Annotated in this window: 25 protein-coding genes; 1 reads left to right on the top strand and 24 read right to left on the bottom strand. The window is 39.9% G+C overall.

Going from position 1 to position 25,977, the window contains the following annotated elements:
• Window positions 1-29 precede the first annotated feature (29 nt).
• From L1999_RS08255 to L1999_RS08160, 20 genes are all read right to left on the bottom strand, one after another.
• The gene (locus L1999_RS08255) at window positions 30-758 is read right to left on the bottom strand and encodes a DUF881 domain-containing protein (protein ID WP_235743106.1); all 729 of its coding nucleotides are present in this window, start codon (window positions 756-758) and stop codon (window positions 30-32) included.
• Complete coding sequence (locus L1999_RS08250) at window positions 733-1,506, bottom strand: cell division protein FtsQ/DivIB (protein WP_235743105.1); 774 nt, start codon at window positions 1,504-1,506, stop codon at window positions 733-735. Before L1999_RS08250 ends, L1999_RS08255 begins: the two co-directional genes overlap by 26 nt.
• 240 nt (window positions 1,507-1,746) lie before the next feature.
• On the bottom strand, window positions 1,747-2,652 hold the full coding sequence (gene murB, locus L1999_RS08245) for a UDP-N-acetylmuramate dehydrogenase (RefSeq protein ID WP_235743104.1): 906 nt from the start codon (window positions 2,650-2,652) through the stop codon (window positions 1,747-1,749).
• 51 nt (window positions 2,653-2,703) lie between these two features.
• Complete coding sequence (murG, locus tag L1999_RS08240; RefSeq protein ID WP_235743103.1) at window positions 2,704-3,816, bottom strand: undecaprenyldiphospho-muramoylpentapeptide beta-N-acetylglucosaminyltransferase; 1,113 nt, start codon at window positions 3,814-3,816, stop codon at window positions 2,704-2,706.
• Between the two features lie 216 nt (window positions 3,817-4,032).
• Entirely contained in the window at window positions 4,033-5,133 is a 1,101-nt protein-coding gene (gene spoVE, locus L1999_RS08235; RefSeq protein ID WP_235743102.1) for a stage V sporulation protein E, read from the bottom strand.
• A 346-nt stretch (window positions 5,134-5,479) separates the two neighbouring features.
• On the bottom strand, window positions 5,480-6,832 hold the full coding sequence (gene murD, locus L1999_RS08230) for a UDP-N-acetylmuramoyl-L-alanine--D-glutamate ligase (protein ID WP_235743101.1): 1,353 nt from the start codon (window positions 6,830-6,832) through the stop codon (window positions 5,480-5,482).
• Window positions 6,833-7,810 (bottom strand): phospho-N-acetylmuramoyl-pentapeptide-transferase, encoded by a 978-nt coding sequence (mraY, locus tag L1999_RS08225; protein ID WP_215040702.1) that lies wholly within the window; start codon window positions 7,808-7,810, stop codon window positions 6,833-6,835.
• A 1-nt stretch (window position 7,811) separates the two neighbouring features.
• Window positions 7,812-8,255, bottom strand: a complete 444-nt coding sequence (locus L1999_RS08220) for a hypothetical protein (RefSeq protein WP_235743100.1) — start codon at window positions 8,253-8,255, stop codon at window positions 7,812-7,814.
• A 2-nt stretch (window positions 8,256-8,257) separates the two neighbouring features.
• Complete coding sequence (locus L1999_RS08215; RefSeq protein ID WP_235743099.1) at window positions 8,258-9,718, bottom strand: UDP-N-acetylmuramoyl-L-alanyl-D-glutamate--2,6-diaminopimelate ligase; 1,461 nt, start codon at window positions 9,716-9,718, stop codon at window positions 8,258-8,260.
• 193 nt (window positions 9,719-9,911) lie between these two features.
• Window positions 9,912-11,831: a stage V sporulation protein D gene (locus L1999_RS08210; protein ID WP_235743098.1), complete on the bottom strand. Its 1,920-nt coding sequence runs from the start codon at window positions 11,829-11,831 to the stop codon at window positions 9,912-9,914.
• 257 nt (window positions 11,832-12,088) lie between these two features.
• Entirely contained in the window at window positions 12,089-14,323 is a 2,235-nt protein-coding gene (locus L1999_RS08205; protein WP_235743097.1) for a penicillin-binding protein, read from the bottom strand.
• Complete coding sequence (gene ftsL / locus L1999_RS08200) at window positions 14,320-14,679, bottom strand: cell division protein FtsL (protein WP_215040697.1); 360 nt, start codon at window positions 14,677-14,679, stop codon at window positions 14,320-14,322. The genes L1999_RS08205 and ftsL overlap by 4 nt, the downstream gene beginning before the upstream one ends.
• Window positions 14,680-14,766: 87 nt before the next feature.
• Window positions 14,767-15,699: a 16S rRNA (cytosine(1402)-N(4))-methyltransferase RsmH gene (rsmH, locus tag L1999_RS08195; protein ID WP_235743096.1), complete on the bottom strand. Its 933-nt coding sequence runs from the start codon at window positions 15,697-15,699 to the stop codon at window positions 14,767-14,769.
• 64 nt (window positions 15,700-15,763) lie between these two features.
• On the bottom strand, window positions 15,764-16,195 hold the full coding sequence (gene mraZ, locus L1999_RS08190) for a division/cell wall cluster transcriptional repressor MraZ (protein WP_215040695.1): 432 nt from the start codon (window positions 16,193-16,195) through the stop codon (window positions 15,764-15,766).
• Window positions 16,196-16,353: 158 nt separating this feature from the next.
• Complete coding sequence (gene bshC, locus L1999_RS08185; RefSeq protein ID WP_235743095.1) at window positions 16,354-17,988, bottom strand: bacillithiol biosynthesis cysteine-adding enzyme BshC; 1,635 nt, start codon at window positions 17,986-17,988, stop codon at window positions 16,354-16,356.
• A gap of 86 nt (window positions 17,989-18,074) precedes the next feature.
• Window positions 18,075-18,470 (bottom strand): DUF3397 domain-containing protein, encoded by a 396-nt coding sequence (locus tag L1999_RS08180; RefSeq protein WP_235743094.1) that lies wholly within the window; start codon window positions 18,468-18,470, stop codon window positions 18,075-18,077.
• Window position 18,471: 1 nt separating this feature from the next.
• Window positions 18,472-19,368, bottom strand: coding sequence for a 2-dehydropantoate 2-reductase (locus L1999_RS08175; protein ID WP_235743093.1), 897 nt, complete (start codon window positions 19,366-19,368; stop codon window positions 18,472-18,474).
• Window positions 19,369-19,492: 124 nt separating this feature from the next.
• Window positions 19,493-21,034 (bottom strand): acyl-CoA carboxylase subunit beta, encoded by a 1,542-nt coding sequence (locus L1999_RS08170; RefSeq protein ID WP_235743092.1) that lies wholly within the window; start codon window positions 21,032-21,034, stop codon window positions 19,493-19,495.
• Window positions 21,035-21,059: 25 nt separating this feature from the next.
• On the bottom strand, window positions 21,060-21,272 hold the full coding sequence (locus tag L1999_RS08165; protein ID WP_235743091.1) for an acetyl-CoA carboxylase biotin carboxyl carrier protein subunit: 213 nt from the start codon (window positions 21,270-21,272) through the stop codon (window positions 21,060-21,062).
• Between the two features lie 14 nt (window positions 21,273-21,286).
• Window positions 21,287-22,624 carry an acetyl-CoA carboxylase biotin carboxylase subunit gene (locus L1999_RS08160; RefSeq protein WP_235743090.1) on the bottom strand — a complete coding sequence of 446 codons (1,338 nt, stop codon included), beginning with the start codon at window positions 22,622-22,624 and terminating at the stop codon, window positions 21,287-21,289.
• Between the two features lie 234 nt (window positions 22,625-22,858).
• Here L1999_RS08160 and L1999_RS08155 point away from each other — a divergent pair, with 234 nt between their 5' ends.
• Window positions 22,859-23,332 (top strand): N-acetyltransferase, encoded by a 474-nt coding sequence (locus tag L1999_RS08155; RefSeq protein WP_235743089.1) that lies wholly within the window; start codon window positions 22,859-22,861, stop codon window positions 23,330-23,332.
• Between the two features lie 54 nt (window positions 23,333-23,386).
• Here the strand turns inward: L1999_RS08155 and L1999_RS08150 are convergent, their stop codons facing one another.
• The 4 genes from L1999_RS08150 to L1999_RS08135 all read right to left on the bottom strand — a co-directional run bounded on the left by L1999_RS08150 (window position 23,387) and on the right by L1999_RS08135 (window position 25,771).
• Complete coding sequence (locus tag L1999_RS08150; protein ID WP_235743088.1) at window positions 23,387-24,016, bottom strand: RsfA family transcriptional regulator; 630 nt, start codon at window positions 24,014-24,016, stop codon at window positions 23,387-23,389.
• A gap of 75 nt (window positions 24,017-24,091) precedes the next feature.
• On the bottom strand, window positions 24,092-24,862 hold the full coding sequence (locus L1999_RS08145) for an enoyl-CoA hydratase/isomerase family protein (protein WP_235743087.1): 771 nt from the start codon (window positions 24,860-24,862) through the stop codon (window positions 24,092-24,094).
• Between the two features lie 123 nt (window positions 24,863-24,985).
• A complete protein-coding gene (gene rpmF, locus L1999_RS08140) occupies window positions 24,986-25,159 on the bottom strand; it encodes a 50S ribosomal protein L32 (RefSeq protein ID WP_024029176.1) in 174 nt (57 codons plus the stop codon).
• A gap of 84 nt (window positions 25,160-25,243) precedes the next feature.
• Window positions 25,244-25,771 (bottom strand): YceD family protein, encoded by a 528-nt coding sequence (locus tag L1999_RS08135; RefSeq protein WP_235743086.1) that lies wholly within the window; start codon window positions 25,769-25,771, stop codon window positions 25,244-25,246.
• Window positions 25,772-25,977 lie beyond the last annotated feature (206 nt).

Below are 25,977 nucleotides of genomic sequence, written 5' to 3'. Positions count from 1 at the left end.
CTTCTCCATTCATTTCGTGTGGACATAAATTAGCTGCCTAAGATTGGATTTAGGACGATTTCATCCTCCTTTTCCATCGAAAAAACTACATTGTCATTTACTAATTGATCCTTCACTCCACCTGTAAGGTTCAATGAAGTAGAAAGAACATCCGGGTCACCTATCGCCGTAATGACAAAAGGTGCTGGATACGGCACCCCATCCACTGTAATAACCGGTCCATTACAGACAATATACGAATGGCTTGTCAGTCTCTGTCCGTTAATGGCTACAGCCGCAGCACCTGAGATGTACAATTCGGTGATTACTTTAAAAACATGCTGTTCATGAACAAGGTAATTGTTCACATTGTCTTCTTTAGGGTTATAAGCTCCATCAGAAAGAGTCACTCGCACACCCTTCCCCTTTACTTTTACTTTTCCAAGAAACATCCGATATTTCTCTGCATCTTCTGTAAGATTAAGGAAACTTTCAGTCTCCTTCGAAAGGTTTTTTTCATTTTTCAGGACCTCGCCCTGCTTCTGATTTAATTCCTTTTGCAGTTTGCGATTGGTTTCCTCTTGAGCAATTAATTGGTTTCTTAACCCAAGGGTTTCTTCATATTGATTACCTGAAAGATTCCGTTTTTCATTTTGAAGTTTAGTTTGGGTAAGGTGATACGAAAAAGCAACCATAAATCCCAAAACCAAACAAACGAGTGACAAGATAAAGTACTTCCCTTTCACCTTTATCCTATTCACCGTTTTTCCCCTCGACATTCGCTCCAAAAGCCTTAAAATAGGAACCTACTTCCAAGTCAATTAACCCTTTCTTTTTCGGATCTAATTGGCTAATAATGGAAGGGTAATGCACCATCTTTTCTGAAAAACTTCTTAGCGTTGCGCTGACTTCAAAGCCATCATTCATAAATAAGGAAATATGATACCGGTCAGTTTTTTTCGGAGTATAATGTATTTCAGAAATGGAATTTGTAATTTCAATGGGAAGTTTTTCTAACTCTTTTACCATTAGGTTAAGAACCGAACCTTCCTTGAAATCAAAAAGAATCGGAGAATTAACTGGAATTATTTCCGTTTTTCTGTCCTTTAAAATCTTACCGTTTTCCATGATAGGAAGGTAGTTTTTACCACTTTTAAGGTACGCAACTCTTATATGTTCTTTCACTTGGATTTGAATAGAATTAGGCCATTTAATCTGAACTGTTGCCTTTTTGATTTCTGATAGATGGTCAAGTTTTGAAGCAACATTACTTTTTTTCACCTTCCAAATATTCGACTGTGTTGTAATACCACTCGCCTTAATGATTTCCTGATCAGAATATACTTCATTCCCTGTCACAATTATATGTTTTACATGACTTAATGGAGATTGGGAATAGGCAACAACGACTATTACTGTAAAAAACAAAATCAGCAGGAGTACAAGACGTCTGTTTGCCTTTCGTCGTCTTTGCTCCTTCAGTTTTGGTATACGATCCTCAAGAGCAACGATTTTACCATTTTCCATCCCTAAACTCTCCTCCAAAAGAAAAGCGTGAGCGCTATTTTGAAATATGTATGAAACTTTAAAACTATAAGCAGTTGCCCCAAGGCTTGTCCATTTTACATAACGGCCACTATAAAGAGAAACAACGGCACGAAAATTCATGCCGTCACTGATTTTCTTGCTTGTATCCACGTATTTATTATTTGTAATTATAACACAATTCTTGTCATTCGTAAGGAATTTCTTACAGGAAAAGTAGGGTTATCTACCGATAATCTCCACTTCTGTTTCCATTTTAACCTGATATAAACGAAAGATAGTATCCTTTACATACTGAATTAATGATAGGACATCTTCCGCCGTTGCATTGCCGGCATTTACAATGAAATTCCCGTGCATTTCTGATATTTTTGCCCCACCAATGCTATAGCCCTTTAAGTCAGCATCCTCAATTAATTTACCAGCATAATTCGGAAGGGGATTACGGAAAATACTGCCTGCACAAGGGAAATTCCATGGCTGTGTTTCTTTCCGATAATCCTTATTTTTTTGCATTTGGGCAACAATCGCTGCACGGTCACCTTGGGTAAGCTTAAAAACCGCTTCTAATACAATCCCAGGACGTTTCTTTTGAAGAATAGATGTTCGATACGAAAATTCCATCTCTTGATTCGTCAGCCATTCCATCGAGCCGTCATCAAACAGAATATGCGCTTTCGTTAAGATTTTACTAATATCTGAACCATGTGCTCCAGCATTCATATACACTGCTCCGCCAACTGAACCAGGAATGCCGCTGGCAAATTCGAGACCGGAAAGCCCTTTTTTACTAATTGAAGTAGCCAGACTAACAAGGGAATATCCACCGCCGACGGTAATTTCAGTTTCGTTGATTTCTAGGAGGTCTAAGCCCGAACCTAGCTTTATGACTGCCCCTTCTATCCCTTTATCCGAGACTAACAGATTAGAACCTCTGCCAATGGCCCGCCATTTAAGGCCATTCTTTTCAATTACTGCCATAGCCTTTTTTAAGCTATCAACTGATGAAGGTTCAATAAAAAGATCAGCAGGGCCACCAATTTTTATTGTCGTATGATTTAACAATGGTTCATTTGTCTTCACTTTTCCAATATTTAAGTTTTGCAATTCTGTTACGATTGCGTCCATCTATACCACCTAACTTTCCAAGATGCGTTTTTTTCAGTTTATGCAAAAAATTTATTTGGGCGACTTTTGATTTGTTTTAACAAGTTGTTTCATGACCTCATAAAGCCGTCCGGCTGAATCAGGAACACCCATTTTTTTAGCTTTAGCTTTCATATCTTTTAAATGTTCATGGTTTAAGAGAATGCGATCAATCTGGCTGACCAGACTTTTATTATTTAAATCCTTCTCTAACAGTAATTGTGCTGCTCCATGATCACTTAAAGACCTGGCATTTTTTTCTTGATGGTTATTGGTCACATAGGGACTTGGGACTAGAATACTTGGAATTCCTAATGAGGTTAATTCGGCAAGTGTAGTGGCTCCCGCTCTTGATACAACCAAATCAATTCCAGCCAGGACCTCTGGCATGTTATGAATAAATGGCTTTATCACCACATTTTTTGGATTTCCCACTAACTCTACTTCCTTTTGAACAGCCTCATAATGGACGTCACCCGTAATATAGAGAACTTGGTACGGCTTTTCTGCTAATTCAGCGAGGGCCTTTACAACGGCTTCATTAATCGGCCGAGCCCCCCTGCTCCCGCCAAAAATAAGAACGGCTGGTTTCGTGGCACTCAGTCCTGCTGATAAACGCCCTTTAATTCCATCCTTACCCAGCACCTCGGAAGCTCTAGGATTTCCAGTAAAAACAACTTTTTCACTTGGAAAATATTCTTTTGCTTCTTCAAAACAAATAGCGATTTTGTTTACATATCGGCTTAAAAATTTATTGGTTAAACCGGGTACACTATTCTGTTCGTGAATAATGGTTGGAATTCCAAGTCCTTTTGCAGCATAAACAACAGGACCACACACATAACCACCTGTTCCAATCACAATATCGGGTTGGAACTCTTTTAGAATTCTCTTACTATCCTGAACACCTTTTATAAATCTAATAATGGTTTTTACATTATCAAACGATAGTTTTCTTTTAAAACCAGTAATATGAATCGATTTAAACTCAATCTTTTCCCTTGGGACAAGCTTGCTTTCTAAGCCATTCGTTGTTCCAATATATAAAAACTCTGTTTCTTTGTTTTCTTTTTGAATTTCTCGAATGAGTGCGAGAGCAGGATAGATATGTCCACCGGTCCCTCCGCCACTTACTACTACTTTCATTTTCTCACCTCTAAAAAGTTGCTAAACACATTCTACTATAAAAACAAAAGAAAATATGCCAGAAAAAATAATGTTATTTAATTGTAATAAAGAAAGTACACCTCAATTTTAGAGATGTATTCATTATCTATATAATGATAGACTAAAATGCTGCCTTTTTAATAACCGTTAAAACATAAAAAGAACCCTGCCGAGTGAACAGGGTATCAATTCAATTTAGAAGCGTGAATATCGGCTAATATTCAGGAGAACACCGATTGCCATTAGCATTAATGTTAATGAGGATCCCCCGTAACTTAAGAAGGGCAGAGTAATACCTGTAACCGGCATTAGCCCGGTAACAACACCAATATTTATCATAACTTGAATGGCCACCATGGCAATAATACCTACAGCAAGGAAACTTCCATATAGGTCAGGTGCACCAAGGGCAATCCGAATGCCCCGCCATAACAAAAGGGCAAATAAAAGCAAAATGAATGAGCCGCCAATAAAGCCTAATTCTTCTGATAGGATCGCAAAGATAAAGTCTGTCTGCGGTTCCGGTAAGTAAAAAAACTTCTGCCTGCTCTCCCCAAGTCCTAAGCCAAATAGCCCGCCCGGACCAATCGCATAAAGGGATTGAATAATTTGAAATCCACTCCCCAATGGATCCGACCAGGGGTCAAGGAAAGAGGTGATCCGCTTAATCCGATAGGGTGCAGAAGCAATTAACCCAACAAAACCTGCAACTCCCAAAAGGCCTAAAAAACCAAAATGACTAATTCGAGCGCCCGCAATAAAGATCATAACCACACAAGTCCCCATCATTACTGTTCCCGTTCCTAAGTCTGGCTGGAGCATAATCATAGCAAAGGCAACAAAGGCAAGACCAAGGGAAGGTATAAGGCCCTTTTTAAAGGAGGTAATGAATTTTTGGCGTTCTGATAAATATTTTGCTAAAAAAGCGATCATGGCAAGTTTCATAAATTCGGATGGCTGTATAGAGAATGCCCCTACCCCAATCCAGCTTCTTGAACCATTTCGAACATTCCCGATACCTGGAATTAGCACGAGTACTAACAGAACAAAACAAACAATGAGGATTGTTTTGGCATAAGTTCTCCACGTCCAGTAATTTACGTTCATAATAAAAAACATCGCAACGATTCCTACCCCGGCAAAGAGGGTTTGCCTTTTTGCAAAGAAAAAGGAATCTTGGAATTTATATTCGGCCCAGACGGCACTAGCGCTGTATACCATGATGAGCCCGATTGCCAGCAGTGTGAACGTTACAATCATTAAGATAAAGTCGGGAGTTGTTCTCTTTGTCGGCACCACTATCCACCTCAAACCACGTGTTTTAGGGCTCCGCTAGTTATTAGCTGAACTTAGATGAGTGTCTAGCTCCAGCGCCCAGCGGCTAGTGTCCTTCGCTCTTCTCCTTACGATAAGTCAACACGAAAAAGCTTCCGCTCTTCGTTTGTCTAGCTTCAGCGCCTAGGGGCTCGGGGTCATAAGCCAATCCGTCAAGAAGACTAAAAAGCAGCCTTCTCGCCGGCTCGTCTTATGCCTGTCGCCCCTGTTCAAGGCGCTTCCGCTTTTCCGTTTCCTTTATCTCAGTCAAAGCGCTCCAGGCCATACGCCGCTAAACGGGCGCTTCCGCTTTTCGAAGGACAAGCCCTTACTTAAGCTTATGCACCGCTTCGATAAAAATGTCTCCCCGGACTTCAAAACTTTTATATTGATCCCAGCTTGCACAAGCAGGTGATAAAAGGATGACGTCGCCAGGTTCTGAATATCGATAAGCTTCCGGCACTGCCTTTTCAACATTATCGACATGGCTGATAGAATTTATTCCGGCAAGCTTTCCAACCCGTTCAAGCTTAGGAGCTGTTTGACCAAACGTGATTAACGCTTTTACATTGGTTAAATACGGAAGCAGCTCATCAAACTCATTACCGCGGTCAAGTCCGCCCGCAAGTAAAATCGTCGGTGCCTTAAACGCCGCTAAAGCCTTAATGGTGGCTAAGATATTCGTAGCCTTCGAATCATTATAAACCTTTCTGCCATTTACATCAGCGACATACTGCAAACGGTGCCTGACACCCGTAAAGGTTTTGAGGACGGTTTGGATGGCGCTGTTTTCTACGCCTGATAGTTTGGCAGCGGCCATGGCAGATAAGATATTTTCGAGGTTATGTACCCCCGGCAGTACGATTTCGCTAATTTCCATTACCGGCTCACGATTAAAGATCAACCAGCCATCCTTAATAAAAGCTCCCTCTGAGAGTTCTTTCTTAGTGGAGAAAGGAATGATTGTCGCTTTAGAATTGCGGGCAATTTCCATTGTTTCTTCTTGGTCGGCATTGATGACTAAATAGTCAAGTTCAGACTGGTTTTTCGTAATATTGGCCTTTGCCTGAATGTATTCCTTTCTGGTGCCATGATAATCCAGATGGGCATCATAAAGGTTCGTAATGATTGCAATTTTAGGAGTAAATCTGTTAATTCCCATTAATTGAAAAGACGAGAGTTCGATGACAATAGTATTGTCCTCTGTCGCCTTTTGGGCAACACCGGAAGCAACCGTACCAATATTACCTGCTATTAACGGCTTCTTGTTCCCTTCCTTCATCATTTCATAGACAAGGGTAGTCGTTGTTGTTTTCCCATTCGTACCGGTAATCCCTATAAAGGGAGCTTCAGAAATTTCATACGCAAGCTCCACCTCAGTAATGACAGGAATCCCCTTTTCAATTGCCCCTTCAATCATTGGATTATGATAAGGAATACCAGGGTTTTTCACAATCAGTTCGAAACCCTCATCCAATAGTTCGATTGGGTGCTCGCCACATATTACTTTTATCCCTTGCTCTAGTAATCCTTGAGCCTCTGGATTTTCAGATAATGGCTTTTTATCATTCACAGTAACAAACGCTCCAAGCTTATGTAACAAAGAGGCTGCCGTCACGCCACTTTTAGCTAAACCCAGTACAAGAATTTTTTTATAACGATAAGATTCGATCTGTTTCAATTACAACCACACCTCAATATAGATTCCTAGTATCGCTAATATTAATCCAACACTCCAAAATGTTACCACAACCCGCCATTCCGACCAGCCCACTAGTTCATAATGATGATGCAAGGGGCTCATTCGGAAGATCCGTTTCCCGGTAGTCTTAAAGGAAGCTACCTGAAGAATGACCGACAAGGTTTCAATTACAAATACACCGCCAATGATAATCAGCAGAATTTCCAGCTTGGTTAAGATGGCAATCGCGGCAATCGCTCCTCCTAACGCTAGTGATCCTGTATCACCCATAAATACTTTAGCAGGATGGGCGTTAAATACCAAGAAACCTAACACCGCTCCAACAACGGCTACCGAGAACACGGCGATTTCAAACTGATTTTGATTCCAAGCGAGCACAGCAAAAGCTCCAAATGCAATCGCTGCGGTGCCTGACACCAAACCGTCGAGACCATCTGTTAGATTGACCGCATTTGAGAAGCCGACTAGCCAGAAAATAATTAATAACACATATCCCCAGCCCAAATCAATCGAAAAATCACCAAAAGGAAACTTGATTTCTGTTGACTGACCAGTGTGTTTATAGATTAGATAAAAGATGACAGATATAATAATTTGCCCTAATAGTTTCTGCCTTGATGTAAGTCCAAGGTTACGTTTTAATACAACCTTAATAAAGTCATCCAAAAACCCCAACAGGCCAAATCCAAATGTGACAAACAAGAGTAAAAAAGCTGTTACTGGTGTATGGTCTGCAAATTTGGCAATCATGACCAGCGTGGTTATGATAATTGAAAATAAAATCATTACACCACCCATTGTGGGGGTACCTGATTTTTTCTGGTGCGATTTAGGACCTTCCTCGCGAATGCTTTGTCCAAATTTCAATCTTCGCAAGAAGGGAATAAAAATGGGAGAAAGCAAAACCGAGATTAAAAAACCCATTATTATTGTGAAAAAAATAACTTGCTCCTTCATTTTATCCCCTCCTTTCCTGATTATTTTCTGATGTTAGCATTGCCAGTTGCCCAGCAATATCATATGTTTGGTTATTTTTATTAAGAAGTTTTTTGTTTGAAATTTTAAAGATTGTTCTCTCCATATGCTTGTTCGTTTCTCCATCTATTTTTTCTATATAAAGATTAATGATATCTTTTAATGCTTCCGCCGGGTCCTTTGTTAAAAAAATTGGAAACTGGTTGGGCAGGTAGTGCGGAAGTGTAACATCTTTCTCCCAAATGGCAGCTACAGCCCCATTGGAAATGGCCTCTAAGAGTTCTCCTGACTCTTTGTTGATCGGCACAAATAATCCTTTTGACTGTTCCAAGGCGGCTGAGTCAGACACTGTACAGAACAGAATTTCATCTTGAGTTCCCCGTTTATCGGTAAACAATCGTGCCAAATCTTTTAAAGCTAAAAACATAACTATCTCCCCTCAATCGCTTCCCTTGCAACAAGCCGGTCATCAAAATCATGAACCTCTTTACCAATAATTTGATAGGTTTCATGCCCTTTACCGGCGATTAAGATGATATCTCCAGCTGATGCCTGACTCACAGCTGTATATATGGCTTTTCTCCGGTCAGGAATGACTTGATAGGTTTCCCCTTTGACCCCTGCTTCCATATCCTTCAAGATTTCTAGCGGATCTTCGCTTCTAGGATTATCTGATGTCAAGATCACATCTGTTGCTAATTGACAGGCAATCTGCGCCATTAATGGGCGTTTGGTGCGGTCGCGATCCCCTCCGCAGCCAACAATAACGAAAACCTTTTTCTCCGCAAATTGCTGGATCGTTTTTAATACATTTTCTAAACTATCCGGTGTATGTGCATAATCAACAATGACGGTAAAATCTTGGCCTGCATTTACAAGTTCAACCCTTCCTGCAACCCCCTCGACACTTTCAATGGAATGAATAATTTGTTCCATTTCAAGCCCGGAAACTAATGCAGCTGCAATACTGGCCAGTACATTGTAGACACTGAATTTGCCAATTAACTGCATGCGGATTGGATAGGTAATGTCCATTATTTCAAGGTCAAAAACGGTTCCCTTCGGTGTCATTTGAATATTTTTCGCCTTGAGATCTGCCTTTTGCTCAATTCCGTATGTAACAACATGTGCAGCAGTTGAACGGCTATACATTTCTGAAGCATCATCATCCGCGTTTAGGACAGCATATTTTGGTTTACTTAAGTCAAATGTATTACCGAGCTGCGCAAATAATAAGCTTTTTGCCCGCTTATATTCTTCCATTGTCTGATGGTAGTCAAGGTGGTCTTGTGTAAGGTTAGTAAAAACCGCCACATTATAATCACAGCCGTGAACCCTTCCTAAATCAAGAGCATGCGATGAGACCTCCATAACAGCCGTATCAACACCAGCATCCACCATTTGATTAAAGGTTTTTTGAAGCGTCAGACTTTCCGGGGTGGTATTTTTGGTTTCAATAATCTGGTCAGCGATTTTTGTATACATCGTGCCAATTAAGCCCGTCTTCTTCCCGGCATCGGCAAATATTTTTTCAATTAAATGGCTAGTGGTCGTTTTCCCATTCGTTCCCGTTATTCCGATTAAATGAAGACTTTTAGTCGGCTGTCCGTAAAAAGCATCAGCAAGGACGGCCATCGCCCTCGTTGTATCGTTAACTAGCAAAACCGGAACGTCTAACTCTAAGGGTCTTTCAGCAAGAACGGCAGCTGCTCCATTCTTAACTGCTGATTCCGCGAAATCATGTCCATCCACGGTATATCCTTTAATGCAAATAAATAAGCTCCCTTTTTGCACTTTCCTATTATCGTTTTCAATTGATGTAATTTCTGGGTTTTCCCCATTATAAGGTAAAATGGCGTGCAAATTTTCAAGCAGCTTTTGTAGCTTCATGTTATCTCAAATCCTCTCATTACTGCGCATAACTATTATCAGTAGTTTATGCCTAAACGTAAATCCTTACGAAAGTTCCATCTTATTTTACATTAAAATATTTTATTTTACCATTTAGTAATGAATCCGTAATAAAAATTTTAGGCGGCGGAAAACATTCCGGCCGCCTAAAATTTTCACGTTATTGATTTATTTAATCCCCTTTACCAAAGTAAAGTCTTACTTTCGAGCCTTCTTTTACCTTCGTGCCCGGATCCGGAGATTGTCTCACCACCACATCCCCTTCGCCGCTAGAATCAATTGAAAGATTAATAAGCTGTTCTTGAAGTTCACTTTTTGACATGCCAACAAAGTCTGGTAACTTCACCAAAGGTACATCAGGCCATTTGATTTCTTTCTCTATTTGATCCTTACGCGGTTTCACTCCCATTGCACTTAAGCTGTCTTTCATAATCGCACCAACAATCGGAGCACTGACGGTACCCCCGAAGGCAGTAACCCCTTTCGGATTATCAACTGCTACATAGATAACAATTTGCGGGTCGTCTGCAGGCGCAAATCCCATAAAGGAAACAATAAAGTTATTTTCAAGATATCTTCCATTCTGTGCTTTTTGCGCTGTTCCTGTCTTTCCTCCGACTCGATATCCTTCAATAAACGCCCTTCCACCTGAACCCTTTGCCACAACACTTTCTAATGCACTACGGATTTCTTTCGATGTTTTTTCTGTAATAACCCGTCTCTTTACTACAGGCGTATTTCTCATCACGACCTCTTTTGTAACAGGATCTATAAGCTCTTTTGCGATATATGGCTTGTATAGAATCCCGCCATTGATGGCGGCAGATACCGCGGTAATTTGTTGGATTGGTGTAACAGACACACCCTGTCCAAAAGCCGTCGTCGCTTGTTCAACTGGACCAACCCGGTTTAAATTAAATAATATTCCCGTTCCTTCGCCTTGCAAATCAATACCAGTCTTTTGTCCGAATCCAAAATCCTTAATATACTTAAAGAGCTTATCCTTTCCTAACCGTTCTCCTAGCTCTACAAAACCTGGGTTACAAGAGTTTTCGACAACCTCAAGAAAGGTTTGGTCACCGTGACCGCCTCTTTTCCAGCACTTTAACCTTGCCCCGGCTACTTGAACAGAGCCTGAATCATGAAAATGCTCTTTCTCCAAGTTGACCTTTCCTTCATTCAAGGCAGCAGCAAGAGTGATGATTTTAAAGGTTGACCCTGGTTCATAGGTCGACCAAACTGGGAGGTTTCGATTGTAGACCTCTTGAGAAACATTTCGAAAATTAGCGGGATCAAATGTCGGCCGGCTCGACATCGCCAATATTTCGCCGTTATTCGGATTCATTGCAATGGCAACGATACCATCGGGATTATACTTTGCTTGTGCGATATCCAGTTCTCTTTCAACAATTGTTTGTATTTTTGAATCAATCGTTAATTGTAAATCGAGTCCTTTTGTGGGCTGTTCATAGTCATCTGCCATGTCATTCATTCTTTCCCCTTTAGCATTGGCATAGAATTTCACAGCACCTCTTTCACCACTTAATTCTTTATCATAATACTGCTCAAGACCCATTAATCCTTGGTTGTCCACTCCTGTAAAGCCCAGAACATGAGAGAGGTAGCTTCCATTTGGATAATACCGTTTGGAATCTTCACCAACATAGACTCCTTCGAGTCCAAGAGCCCTAATTTCTTTCGCTTTTTCATGGGAGATTTTGCGGCCTTCTTTTATCCGGACTGATGAGGCTCTTTTCGTAATTTCTCGGTAGGCTGTTTCTTTAGACATATTTAATACCGACGCAAGCTTCTCAGCTGTGTTTGCCGGGTCTTTAATTTGCCGTGGAATTACATAGACGGTGGGTGCACTAATATTGGTTGCTAACGCTACCCCATTCCGATCAACAATTTTGCCCCGCTCAGGTTCAAAAGGGATATTCCGGCTCCACGAACCTTTCGCTTTATCGGTCAGCATATCTCCAAGAACAAACTGAACGTATCCAAGGCGAACATCAATAATTAAGAAGGCAAGGAATCCAACGAATAGTGCCATCATTAGCCGTTTTCGAACAGTAACATTAGAAACACGCATATAATGAATGATCCTCCTTTATTCCACATTCACTTTCAGTATCGTTCATTTATATGCTTGTACTTATTTAAATAGAACGGGACAACCATTGTAGTAAAGTAAAAGAAGGTGTCCCAAAAGTAAAACTTTTAGTGGCACCTTCTTTTTTATACATTAAACTAGTCTGTTGATTTCCACTCCAGGCGCTTCGCTTTCCGCTCCAATCAACAGAGTGTGCAAAAATTATTCATCACTCACTTTTGGATCAGCCTCTTTTACTAGTCTTGAACGGTTTGTTCCTCATTAGATGTTTCATTAGCACTTTGATTCTCATTATTTGTCGATTGTTCTTCCGGGGTTTTTAATTCGATATTGAGGTATTCCCCGCTTTTTAAAGGTTCATCCGGCTTAATATTTTGATAGGTAACAAAACCCTTGCCCTTGGAATTCAATTTTAAATTGGCCAGATTAGCAACCTTCATGACATCACGGAGCGACCAGCCGGCCATATCAGGTGCCGTCATTTTGCCGGAAGTTTTAATAATTACCTTTTCACCTTCTAAAATGGTGGTTCCAGCCTTAGGCAGCTGCCCAGTTACCTTTTTACCATTACCTAGTACAACCGTTTCAAATCCATCTGCTTTTAAACTTTTAACAGTATCCTGAACAGGCGCTCCCTCCAATTTAGGCAGTTTATTAATCGACGCCACTTCAAGCTTGGAGGGTTGGATATTTAAATAATTTAGACTACTTTTCATTACCGGATTAAAAATTTCAGAGACTGGAATCGCCCCTTGACCCGCTTCAACCCCTTGAAGTTTAGGCTGTTGTACGGCTACATAAACAATTAGTTTCGGATCATCTTTTGGTGCCATCCCTAAAAAAGAAAAGACATAATTATTTGCACCGGGTATATATTTACCATTTGGTCCGGGAATGTTAGCTGTTCCTGTCTTACCGGCAACACTATAACCGTCAATTTTGTAACGTGCTCCTGTGCCATGAGGCGAGGTCACAACCGTTTCTAGAATATCACGCACCTCTTTAGCCGTCCCAGCCGATATCGGTGTTGAAACGACTTTCGGTGAGGTTTTCTCGATCGTCTTTCCTGTATCGTGATCGACAATTTTCTTTACAACATGGGGCTGTAACATTTTTCCATCATTTGCAATTGCGGTTGCCGCTTGAATTTGTTGAATGGCGGTAATCGCCGTACCTTGTCCATAGGCTGTGGTGATTTTTTCAATTGGGTAGTGATATTGAATTTTTCCTGATGTCTCATTAGGAAGTTCAATTCCTGTCGGTTTATCAAAACCAAATTTGGTTAAATATTCCCTAAATCTCTCGAAACCTAACTTTTCTTTGGCTATTTTAGCAAACGCCACATTGGACGAGCGTTGAACTCCTTCTAGATAGGTAATCGATCCCCAGCCTGAATAATTGTGATCATGAATCGTTTGACTTTTTTCTGTTACTTTAAATGATCCAGATTGATACTTTTCATTTGGATTAAATACTCCCTCCTGAACAGCGGCTGCAAGAGTAAAAATTTTCATGGTTGAACCCGGTTCGTAGGATGTTTCAATCGCTTCATTATGCCAGCTATCCGTAATTCCTTCTTTTGTTTCCGGTTGAAATGACGGACGCTGGCCCATCGCTAAAATATCCCCTGTTTTAGGGTCTGCAACAATCGCAATTATCTTTTTTGGTTTATAATCCTTTACCACTTGATCCATCGCATCTTCTAGGAAAGTTTGGATCTTTTGATCAATCGTTAAATAAATATCATTACCATTTTGCGCTGCGGATATTTTTTCTTTACCGTCAGGCAGGATATATCCCCATAAGTCACTCTCATAGTTAATACTGCCATTTTTTCCTGTCAATTGTTTGTTAAAGGTTTTTTCAATTCCCATTTTCCCGACAGTTTTATAGGTTCCGTCATTTTCCTCAGTCCGGTCTACATAGCCGACTACATGCGAGGCGAAAATTCCATTTGGATAAAAGCGTTTTGAATCACGAGAAAAAGTAATACCAGGGAGTTTTAAGTTTTCAATTTTTTTCTTTGTATTGAAATCGATATCCCGGCCTTCCTTACCAAACTCTACTTGAAACTTTGTATTCTTTTTCCCTTTTGATAAGATACTATAAATCTCAGATTCATCTAATTTTATATATTTCGATAGTTCTTCTGCTGTTTTGTTAAGATTCACGACATGTTGCGGTTTTTTAGGATTGGTTGTCATCTTCTTATCTAAGATGGCAATGAGTTTATAGGAGGCTGTATCCTCAGCAACCGCTACGCCATTTCGGTCGAAGATCATACCCCTGTTAGCCTGCAAGGTTCCCTCGCGATTGTATTTCTGCTGTGCCTTGGCAGCAAGAGGCTGTCCATTTACTTCTCCTGTAATTTCAATTGAAAAATACCTGCAAATCAATACAAAAAAGAGCAGGCCGAATATCACAAACAATATCGCTGCTCCCACATTCATATATGGCTGTTTCCTATTCATTTCTGCTGCACGACCTTGATGTTATTTTCATCTTTTACTAAACCCATTTCCTTTGCTTTTGCGAATATTCGGTCATAAGAACTTAGTTCACTTACTTGAACCTTCAGATCCCCATTCACTTTTTCCTGTTCAGTTATCTTATCCTGAACAGATTGGAGGTCTTTGTTCGCTTCATAGATTTTTGATTGATTGGAGACAAGATGGATTGCTCCAAAACAAACCATTCCAGCAAAGACCACTCCAATGATTTTTTCCCCCGGAGTCAGCCAGGACTTTTTAATTTTTACTTGTCGTTTAATTTGAACGGATTGCTCGGCTTGTTGCTGTTCTAACACTTTCCTGGCAAGATTACTCAAATGCTTCCCCTCCAGATTCTATCATCTAATCTTCGTTTTCTCCAAAAATGTCAGCTTTAGCGCACGAAAACGTGCGCATATAAGTTTTTATAATTTTTCAGCAATCCGAAGTTTTGCTGAACGTGCCCGGTTGTTTTGCTCCAATTCTGCTTCAGATGGGAGAATCGGTTTACGCGAAACTAATTTTAAAATAGGTTTATACTCATCTGGAATGATGGGTAGACCATGTGGTAATGGGGGTGTCTCACTTGCCTTTTTAAAGGCTGCCTTACAAATTCGATCCTCAAGGGAATGGAAGGTAATCACACTTATTCTCCCCTCAGGATTTAATAAGTCAATGGCTTGATTGAGAGACTGTTCAAATACAGCCAGTTCATCATTAACAGCGATTCTGACTGCTTGAAAAACTCGTTTGGCAGGATGTCCGCCCTTTCGTCTTGCAGGTGCAGGAATGGCGTCCTTAATTAACTCCACCAGCTCTCCAGTGGTCTCAACTGGCTTAATCGCTCTGGCACTTTCAATTTTCCGGGCGATTTGTTTAGAAAATTTCTCTTCCCCATAACGAAAAAAGATCCGAACGAGGTCTTCATATGACCAATGATTAATCACGTTGTATGCGGAGATATCAGCTTCATTATCCATTCTCATATCCAACGGGGCATCATGGTGGTAACTAAACCCCCGCTCCGGTGTATCGAGCTGCGGTGAAGAAACTCCCAAGTCATATAAAACTCCATCTACCTTTTCAATGCCACGGTTTTCAAGCTCTTCTTTTAAGTTTAAGAAATTACTTTTAATAATAACTAATTGATCACCGTATTCCGCTAATTTCTCTTTCGCATTAGCAATCGCTATTTCATCTTGATCAAATGCATAGAGTCTTCCACCTGCGCCTAGCCGTGAAAGAATGAGAGAGCTGTGACCCGCCCCTCCCAGCGTACAATCTACATAGATGCCATCTGACTTAATATTTAATCCGTCAACAGCTTCATTTAATAACACAGTTGTATGTTCAAACATTTACGTACCTTCCTTTTCCAATCGAACGATATATATGAGTAATATATTAATATAACTTTTCCCATTATATATCAAAGCCAATCATATTTTCTGCTATTTCAGCAAAAGATTCTTCAGATTGTGTAAAATAATCCTCCCAAATCTGCTTGCTCCAGATCTCAATTCGATTGGAAACACCCAAAATAACACATTCTTTCTCTAATTTAGCGTATTGCAATAGTGGTGCAGGGATATTAATTCTTCCTTGTTTATCCAGTTCACTTTCTGTCGCTCCGGAAAAGAAGAATCTAGTAAAAGCACGGGCATCTTTTTTTGTAAGCGGCAGGCCTTTTAATTTTTCTTCAATCAGCCCCCACTCAGAAACTGGGTAACCAAACAAACATTGATCCAATCCCCGCGTGATGATAAACATGTCACCAAGTTCATCACGGAATTTGGAGGGCACAATTAAACGGCCTTTTGTATCAATGCTGTGATGGTACTCACCCATGAACATACCCATTACCCCCACTTTCTATTAAAAATGTACCACAATCCCCCACTTTCCACCACCTATTTTTTAACTATTCGCCCCACTTTTAAAAAAATCCTTTTTTAGCCTTGATTTTTTAGAAAAAAAAAGAAAAACTCCACCGCTAAAGGTGGAGTTTTAATCTATAGTTTTATGACCTTATGCCTGCCATCGAATTCGTAGCTGCCAGTCATAATATCTGCTATAAAGTGTGGACCATATTGGTTTAAATAATAAAAGATATTCCAAACCCGCTCTTGGGGGGAACCATCTGGCCGTAAAGCAAGATCCACACGAGCATATTTTTTTAAGATCGTATCGTGTCTTTGCTTTACGGATTCTTCAAGTTTCGATTGCATAAAACCAATTTCTTTTAACAAATAATGTTCATTTTTCTTGAGCATTGGCAAAAGACCACGATCTAACTGCTCCGTTTTCGCCTCAATTAGTTTGTACTGCTTTACTAACTGATCCGTTGTACTTGTAAATAACTGTTCAAGTTCTTGGTCTTTAATGGCTTCTAAAAACCTTTCTCTTTCCTTCTTAGTACCATTGCTTAACACGTCACTCAGACTTAGATTTAATTCGGCTAAATCGGTTTCTGTTGATCGATCTAAGAAGGTGATATTTAAACGTGGGACAATCGGCGGCATTTTAATATGAAAATGCTCAAACACAAGTTTTAATTCCGCCCAATAAGCGATTTCACCCGGACCAGCAATAAAGGCAATGGTCGGGAAAAGCCATTCTTGCATCAAGGGACGTGTTACCACATTGTTGCTTAAAACAGCAGGATTTTCATTGGCTAATGACAGTAATTCCTCTTTTGAAAAGGAAATTGCCCCACTTTTACCCACAAAGCAATCGTTCTCACGATCAAACTCCAGCAGAATCCTCTCATTTAACCGTTGATGATAATAGAAGAGATTGGCCGCTTTCTCAGATGCATCAATCGCATTTGGAAAGCCTTTCTTTTCTATTTGCTTTTGCAGCTCTAACAAAGAGAAGGTGATCACGTCGTGATGGTTAATCTGCTGCTCGAAAAAACCCTTTTGTAACTGGCGAAAATCCTTGTTACCAGAGTCAACGATAAGCAGCCCATAATCCTTAAACAGTTCCATAATAAGGTTGGCAAAGAAATCAACAAAATTAGCTGATTTTACTATTTGCTTTTCCGCAAAAGCTAACAGCCCATTGGTGTATTCGGTTTCACCAAAATTTTTTATTAAGTTCTGAACCCAGGACAGACAAATGTCTTTATCCAACACAATATCTGATACCATTTTCTTTTGAAGCACCTTTTCAGGATACACCCATTTATCTGCCTTCTGCTCTGTTTGGACATACACATGATTAACTTCCTGAAAATCATGATCCTCTCCTGCAATCCAGAAAACAGGAATAACCGGAACACCAAGCTGTCTTTCTTTTTGTTCTGCCAGCTTTATAATAGAAATTACTTTATGTATAGAATAGAGGGGTCCTGTTAGGATTCCAGCCTGCTGACCGCCAATTACGACAAGACTATCAGGTTGTTTAAGTTTATTAATTGATTTCTTCACAGCTTCTGAAGAGGGAAAACTCTCCATAAAGCTCTCAATATGCTGAGCAACCTCGATGCGTGGAAATGGTCTATCGTTTAACTCAAGCATTCTTTTCATATCTTCTTGGACGTCATTATAGCGATAATGAAAAAAAGGCTGGATTTCCATAGATTGTTCCAAATAATTCGATGCAAATCGATTCGTTGCCGGCAAAGAGAGATTTAAAATCTCCATCCATGTACTTCCTTTCTGTTACCATGATTCATTCTTAAACGAGTATACCATTATCATCCCTAATTAAAGAAAACTTTTGCTCTAATTTAGGATGAAAAACTAAAGGTGATGGCTCGGGATACTAACCCATAAAAGGTAAGGACAAAATAGGCGAAAAAAAATAAGATAAAATTAAAACGCCAAAAACCTTTCCATACTCGTTTGACGATGATTTCCTCCTTAACCTTCCAATGAACGAAAACAAACACCATTGCGATTAAAAGCATTACTAGTATTATTAACCAAAAAAACGATTTTCCCCAAAGAGTGACAATTAAAAAATGAACGGAAATAATATACAAAATAGTTGTATAATCAAGAGCCTTATGCAGTGCTTTTTTTGTAGATTTTAATAATAGCTTTATTACAGTATAGACAAGAATGGTCCCTAAAACCGGTATCGCAAAGAATGTGGTTAGAATAGACGAAAAAATGGTGCTCATGCTACCTCTCCCCTTGGCTTTCTTTTCCTTTAATAAGATAGTAAAGCGTTTCTAGTTGAGGAGATGTTATCCCTTTGCGGCCAGCTTCTTCAAGTAAATAACCTAAAATGGCGTCTACCTCTGTTTGTCGGTTAGCTTCTATATCTTTTAACATAGACGAACGATTATCCGCTGTTTGTTGACAAATTTTAATCACTTGTCCCCAATATTCTTCCGGATACTGAAGATTTAATATGGCAGTTATTTCACAGAATAGATTTTGTAATATCTTATAATAAAATGGATTATTAACTAGTACCCCATTTTCCACTTGAAGGATCGCAGTCAATGGATTAATCATGGCATTGGCAATTAACTTTTTTTCCAGCATGGCAAAATATTCATCTTGATAAGTCATCGGAAACACTTTAGCAACGACACCCGTCAACCATTGCAAGAACTCAGAATCCCCCTTAAAAACAGCTACATTAGTCGTACCTGCACCATTGTGCCGAACAGTATAAAGATTCTCTCGAAGAGCTCCATGTTCCACTGAACCAACATACAAATTCGTTCCCTTAAGATCGTTAAGCAGTTTTAAATGCCCCATCCCATTCTGTAAAAATAAAAGGTTTGCAGGCATTGTCGGTGTTTGTTTTAATCTCTCTATAATTGAAAATAGCTGATATTGTTTTACCGCTATAATCGTTAACTCTTCTGACCCCTGCCAGTCCGTTATCGGCACTGCTTTAACCTCGGCCACTGTTCTGTCCATCCTGTTAAGCAATGAGATTCCATGTAAATTTATTTCGTTTGCTTGTTCCTGTGACCTTGTATATACAGTTACATCAAATACTCGGCTAAGGTAGGCAGCAAACAATAATCCAATCGATCCCGCTCCAATAATCCCAACCCTCATGGATGTTTACCCCTTTTTTAAAATCTGCATTGTAATCCTGCTTGCTAATATTCTATCAGATGATGCCATTTGTTAGTAGATACAAAAAAACCTTTTCGAATATCTGTCGAAAAGGTTCCATCTTTTATACAGGATAGACTGGATGTTTCCTGACACTAAAGGTAAGCTCTTTCGTTTCGTAGTAAGCAAACCGCTGAATAAGGACCTCTCTTAGTTCGGAAGGCGCAACAATTTCATCGACAATTAACTCAGAAGCTAATTTATAAATGTCAATTTGCTCTTTATACTCTTTATGCTTTTCTTGGACAAAAGCGATTCTTTCTTTTGGATCGGCAATTTCATTGATTTTATTAGAGTAAACAGCGTTTACAGCCGCTTCAGGACCCATAACCGCAATTTGGGCAGTAGGTAAGGCAATGCAGCAGTCAGGCTCAAAAGCGGGACCTGCCATGGCATAAAGCCCTGCACCGTATGCTTTTCTCACAATAACGGAAATTTTGGGTACGGTGGCCGAACTCATTGCGGCAATTAACTTAGCGCCATGACGGATAATCCCGGCCCGTTCCACTTTTGTCCCAATCATAAAGCCAGGAACATCCGCTAAAAACAATAATGGGATATGAAAGGCATCGCAGAGCTGGATGAATTTTGCTGCTTTATCTGCAGAATCTACAAATAGCACGCCTCCTTTTACCTTTGGCTGATTGGCGATAATCCCTACGGCCCTGCCATCGATGCGAGCTAAACCAGTAATAATTTCCGGTGCGAATAGCTTCTTGATTTCATAAAAACTTCCGTTGTCTACTAATTGCTCAATACATTCCAGCATATCAAATGGTGCATTTTGGTTTTCCGGAATAATCGTTTCTAAATCTCGGCCTTGTTTTGCTTGGATTCCCGCAATCTTTTTCGTCACTTCTTTAAAGCTTGCCGGAAAAAAGCTGAGGTATTTTTTTGCAGAGTCAATGGCTTCTTCCTCACTATAGGTGAGTATATCGCCACAGCCCGAGACCGTACAATGCATCCGGGCACCGCCCATTTCCTCGAGTGTCACTTTTTCCCCGATAACCTTCTCAGCCATCCTTGGCGAACCTAAATACATAGAAGCATTTTGGTCAACCATGATGACGATATCGCAAAAGGCTGGGATGTAGGCTCCACCAGCTGCAGAAGGGCCAAATAAAATACATACCTGTGGAATCATACCGGAAAGTTTTACTTGATTATAAAAGATTTTTCCAGCACCGCGCCGGTTTGGAAACATCTCTACTTGATCAGTGATTCTTGCCCCTGCTGAATCAACCAGATAAAATAACGGAACTTTTAATTTTTCAGCTGTTTCTTGGATTCGGATGATTTTTTCTACTGTCCGTGCTCCCCACGAACCTGCTTTTATGGTCGAGTCATTTGCCATCACACAGACCGTCTGACCATTAATTTTACCAATTGCTGTTACCACACCATCAGCAGGCAGGTCACCGGCTTGGAAATTAGCAAATTTACCATCCTCTTCATATTTACCCTCATCAAATAATCGAGATAACCGCTCACGTACGAAAAGTTTCTGCTGCTCCTTAGCCTTTTCATGATATTTAGGCTGGCCGCCGGATTCGATCCTTTTACGATTATCGTTTAATTGATCAACTAAGGTATTAATTGTCGTCACCCGTGCTCCCCCTTTTCTAAACATGCTATTCTAGTACCAGTAAGACATCCCCTTCATTTACAAAATCCCCGCTGTTTACCTTTACCTCTCGGACAACTCCCTCTGTGCCGCTTTCAATTGGGATCTCCATTTTCATAGATTCCAACATGACAACTTCTTGCCCAGGATTTACTTGAGCCCCCGCTGCAACGAAAATGTTTAGGACAGTCCCCGCCATTGATGCTGTGATTTCCTTCATTTTGAATTCTCCCCTTATTTCACATAATTTTTATTTAAGAAATTGGTGGTATACTCTCCCTTTTGGAAAGAGTCAGAGTCTAGGATCGTTAAAAAAAGCGGCACATTTGTTTTAATGCCCTCAATTTTTATGTCTTTAAAAAAACGTTTGGCAGCAGCTAATGCTTTTTGCCGCGATTCCCCATAAAAAATGCACTTGGCAATCAACGGGTCATAAAAAGGAGTTACTGTTCCGCCTTCAATATAACCGGAATCAATCCTGCCCCCTTCTCCTACATCCCATTGAAGAGTGGTGATTTTTCCAGGAGAAGGTAAAAACCGGACAGGATCTTCCGCATACAGACGAAATTCAACTGCATGACCTTGCGATGAAATTTCAGTTTGCTGCAACGGAAGCTTTTCACCGCGAGCAACTAAGATTTGCCACTTCACCAAATCAAGCCCTGTGATCTTTTCCGTTACCGGGTGCTCGACCTGTAAGCGTGTGTTCATTTCAAGGAAATAAAAGTTTTCTTCTTGATCAACAATAAACTCTACTGTTCCTGCGTTTGTATAGTTAACGGCACGAGCGGCTTTAATCGCTGTGTCAAACATCTTTTGCTTTACTTGTTCAGATAAAAAGGGCGACGGTGATTCTTCCACAACCTTTTGATGTCTTCTTTGAATGGAACAATCCCTTTCAAACAGGTGAATAATATTACCAAACCGATCCCCGAAAACTTGAACTTCAATATGTCTGCTTTCTGTAATATATTTTTCGATAAAAACTTCATCAGAACCAAAATAAGTCATCGCTCTCTTCTTGGTAGATTCATATGACTTATTGAGCGCTTGCTCATTTTCACAGAGGACCATGCCAATTCCTCCCCCGCCGCCACTCGCCTTCAACATAATCGGGTAACCAATGGTCTCTGCTAGACTGCATGCCTCTTCAATTGTTTTTAATCCATGGCTGCTTCCCGGTACTACCGGAACACCTGCGTTCACCATTGTTTGACGGGAAGTAATTTTATCCCCCATTAACTCAATTGTTTTAGGCTCGGGTCCAATAAAAATCATTCCAGCCTTGATGGTTTGCTCTGCAAAAGCCGCGTTTTCCGATAGAAAACCATATCCAGGGTGGATCGCATCCACTTTTTCGTCCCGGGCGATTTCCAAGATTTTATCAACTCGCAAATAAGACTTGCTAACATGCGCTTCTCCCACACGTATTGCCTTAGTTGCTTCTTTTACAAAAGGCATATCCTGATCAGCCTCGGAATAAATAGCAATCGTTTCAATCCCCATCATCTGACAGGTTTTAATAATCCTAAGGGCAATTTCTCCGCGATTGGCAATTAAAATTTTTTGCACTTTTCTTCCCCTTTCATTCCCTTTTAACGCCTTCCATAAATGTTTCTACACGATTCAAGAAATTTCCTGCAAATTTTGCAAACGCTTTCGTAACTTATGTGAAGAATTTTTTATCTATTTGTTATATAATGATAGTAATCGATTTTGAATAATGCAAATATTGATTCTCTTCATAGTATTCAAGAGCATATAATTATATACAAGAACATGATATCAACATTTAGGAGGCAGGCTATGGTGTACAAAGTGGAGAAATTAAGAATAAATTTTAAAACGTTGGAAGAGTTTAAAAAATTTAAAGAATACGGTCTTCAGGAATTATCGATGTTTGAAGATTTAGAAGCAAATATGATAGATAATAATAGTGAATCCCCTTTTTACGGAGTCTATTTCGGGGACAAACTAGTAGCAAGAATGAGTTTATACCAAATTGATGCAAAATTTGACCGCTATTTCTCCCCACCACAAAATTACTTAGAATTGTGGAAACTTGAAGTATTACCTGACTATCAAGGAAAAGGATTTGGGAAAGCTTTAGTGGATTTTGCTAAAAGCTTTGGTCTGCCTATTAAGACAAATCCAAGAGTACAATCTAGTGGATTTTTTGAAAAATTGGGCTTCGCCAATGTAGAATATGAAATGGAACGTGACCGGGGCGAAAATCCGCTTGTTTGGTATCCAGACGGTGTCGAAGCACAGCATCATTAAAAATAATTAACTAACCTTAAAATAGGAAAAAGCGGACGTGAAGTCCGCTTTTTCCTATTTTTCCACCCTTTCAAGGTTACCATTTTTGTCCATCTGAAACTTCACCTTTTGCTGGCGGTCCTCATCCTGCAAGACAACCATTTTTCGTGCTCTTTCCATGATCTCGATTAAAGAACGATAATCCTCTTCAATGGCTTTTAGGTTTTTTGACAATCTTTCATTTTCGCCCGCTAAATAGTAAGTCTTCTTTTCTAACTCTTTGATTTTTTCGACCGACTTTTTCCTCTCTTCTTCAAAACCAGAAGAGGATTCTGCCTGCTTGTGAAGACTCTCTAAAAAATGAATGACAGCAGGAAACGTAACCTTGCTGACTTGCTCCACTGGAGACGCAGACTGTATAGTTTCTACAGCCACCAGCTCAGTTTGATTCATCTCCTCAATCACGACATCTTGTTTCTTTAATTCTTTGCGTTGTTTCTTTGCTAGTTCGATTCCAGTTTTATATTGCTTTCTTACATATGAATTCCAACGAAACCCACATGCTGCCGAGGTACGTGTTAATTGTTTGCCAACTTCCTCAAATGCCTGGAGCTGTGTTCCGCCTTCACGGATATGCCTTAAAACCACTTCAGCAAGTAACAAATCCTCGTCTTGGGACCATGCATCTTGTCGAGTTGGTGACATTTGTTCATCCCTCCTAGTGTTTTTATAATACATATGCATCTACTAGAAAAGATAGACTTAATCAGAAGTTGTCTTTTAATCTTTATTCACAGTTTTTTTACTTATAAACTTCTTTACATATTCAAAATGGGCATCACTTTCCCAAAGGATTGAACAATTACGGACTTCTTCCTCTATTCTTTCTTGAAGTTTAGTTTCTTCCCACTTTCGAACCCAGATTCTTTTATAGGATTGGAGGACCTTCAAATCAGTCCCTAGTATTTTCTCAATAAATTCTTCACCTGCTTGAAGCGGGCTGGTCTCGTAAATGGCATGAATAAATCCAGCCTCTTTTAATTGTTCCGCTGTTTGCAGCTCTGCTTCCATCAAAAGCTTCATCGCACTAGGACCAGTCATTTTCTCCGCTAGGATGGAACCCCCGCCCCAGTCTGTCGTAATCGCTTGTTTCCCTTGAACAAAGCCTGCTTTTATTCCTTTCCTTGCCAAACGAAAATCACAAGCTGCTGCTAGTTCGCAACCACCGCCAATAGCAATTCCGTTCAAAAGGGCTATCGTAGGAATGGGTAAAGTGAGGAGTTTATATAGGATATCAGCCATTTTAGATAGCATAGGATATGCATCCTCCTTTGTATGGAGGGAATGAAAAACAGATAGATCTCCCCCTGAACAAAAGGCATTCTCACCCGTCCCCGTTATTATAAGTGCCTTTATTTCCGAATCTTCCGCCCTTTTTATCGCCTCGGCCAGGCCTTTCATCACTTCATAATTAATTGCATTTCTTTTTTCACTTCTTGTAATCGTAAATACCAAATAGCCCTTCTTTGATTTAACAATCGTGTATGACAAAGTCTTTTCCCTCCCCCTTTGTATCTAGTTCACGCTTTTCATTTGTGAATGTATGAATAGCTGATTATAAACGACAAAAGCACAAGGGCATATAGCTCCTTGTGCTTTTTATCATAACGGAAATTAGTCGTTCACAACGTCTTTTCCTTTGTATGTTCCGCAAGCTTTACATACGCGGTGTGCAAGTTTCATTTCACCACAGTTTGGGCAACTTACCATACCAGGTACGTTTAATTTAAAATGAGTACGACGTTTTCTTTTTGCAGTTTTAGAAGTTCTTCTAAAAGGTACAGCCATTCTTCCCACCTCCTTAAAGAGTATTAAGAAAGTAATGAAGGCCAGAAATGCTGGTTCTTCACTTTGCTTCTTAGATTTTGCCGATTATGATTCGGAAGAAGATTTGTTTTCGTCAAAAAACTTTGCAAGTCCTGCTAGTCGCGGATCAATCTTTTTGGATTGATCTTCTTCAGAAACAACTTCCCAATCCTTGCCGGATTGCGGTGCAGCTTCTTCAGAATCGACATCCTCACAAAACACTTGCATTGGAACCTCAAGTAAAAGAATTTCTCTAATGATTGGCGTAACGTCAATCAAGTCACCCTTAACTTGATATGTTTCCTCTTCAGTTTCATAGACTGATCCTTGTAAGAGGAAAGTTTCAGTTGTGTCGACATTAATCGGAAGTTTTACATCCACTAAAGTACGAGAACAAGGAAGAATTAAATGACCTTCAATTTTTAAATGAAACGTCACTTTCGTTGAATCAATATCTCCCCGACCAGTGATATGCATCGGAGAAACTTCCCGAATCGTGGGATCAACTTGTTTAATCTCATCCACACGAATGATCTCATCAATGATAAAATCCTTGTTTCGATATTTTTGTAATTGATTTAATGTCCATTTCAATTGAATCACCCCAAGGCAACAAAGGTAATTATAGCCTTCGATAATATTTTTGTCAATGTTTTTTCTTTACACCTAGAATGGTGATTTTTTCTGCAAAAATAAATTGACGGTAAAAAGATTTCCATTACTAGTGTATCCAGATGTGTCCTTTACAAACATCTAGAACATCTTATCATATTATTTGATTGGTTTCCTTAAAATTTTGC

The sequence above is a fragment of the Neobacillus drentensis genome, assembly GCF_021560175.1.
GTDB lineage: Bacteria > Bacillota > Bacilli > Bacillales > Cytobacillaceae > Neobacillus > Neobacillus drentensis_A.
Note: the sequence above shows the minus strand (reverse complement) of the source record. Positions and strands in the feature narration are given on the sequence as shown.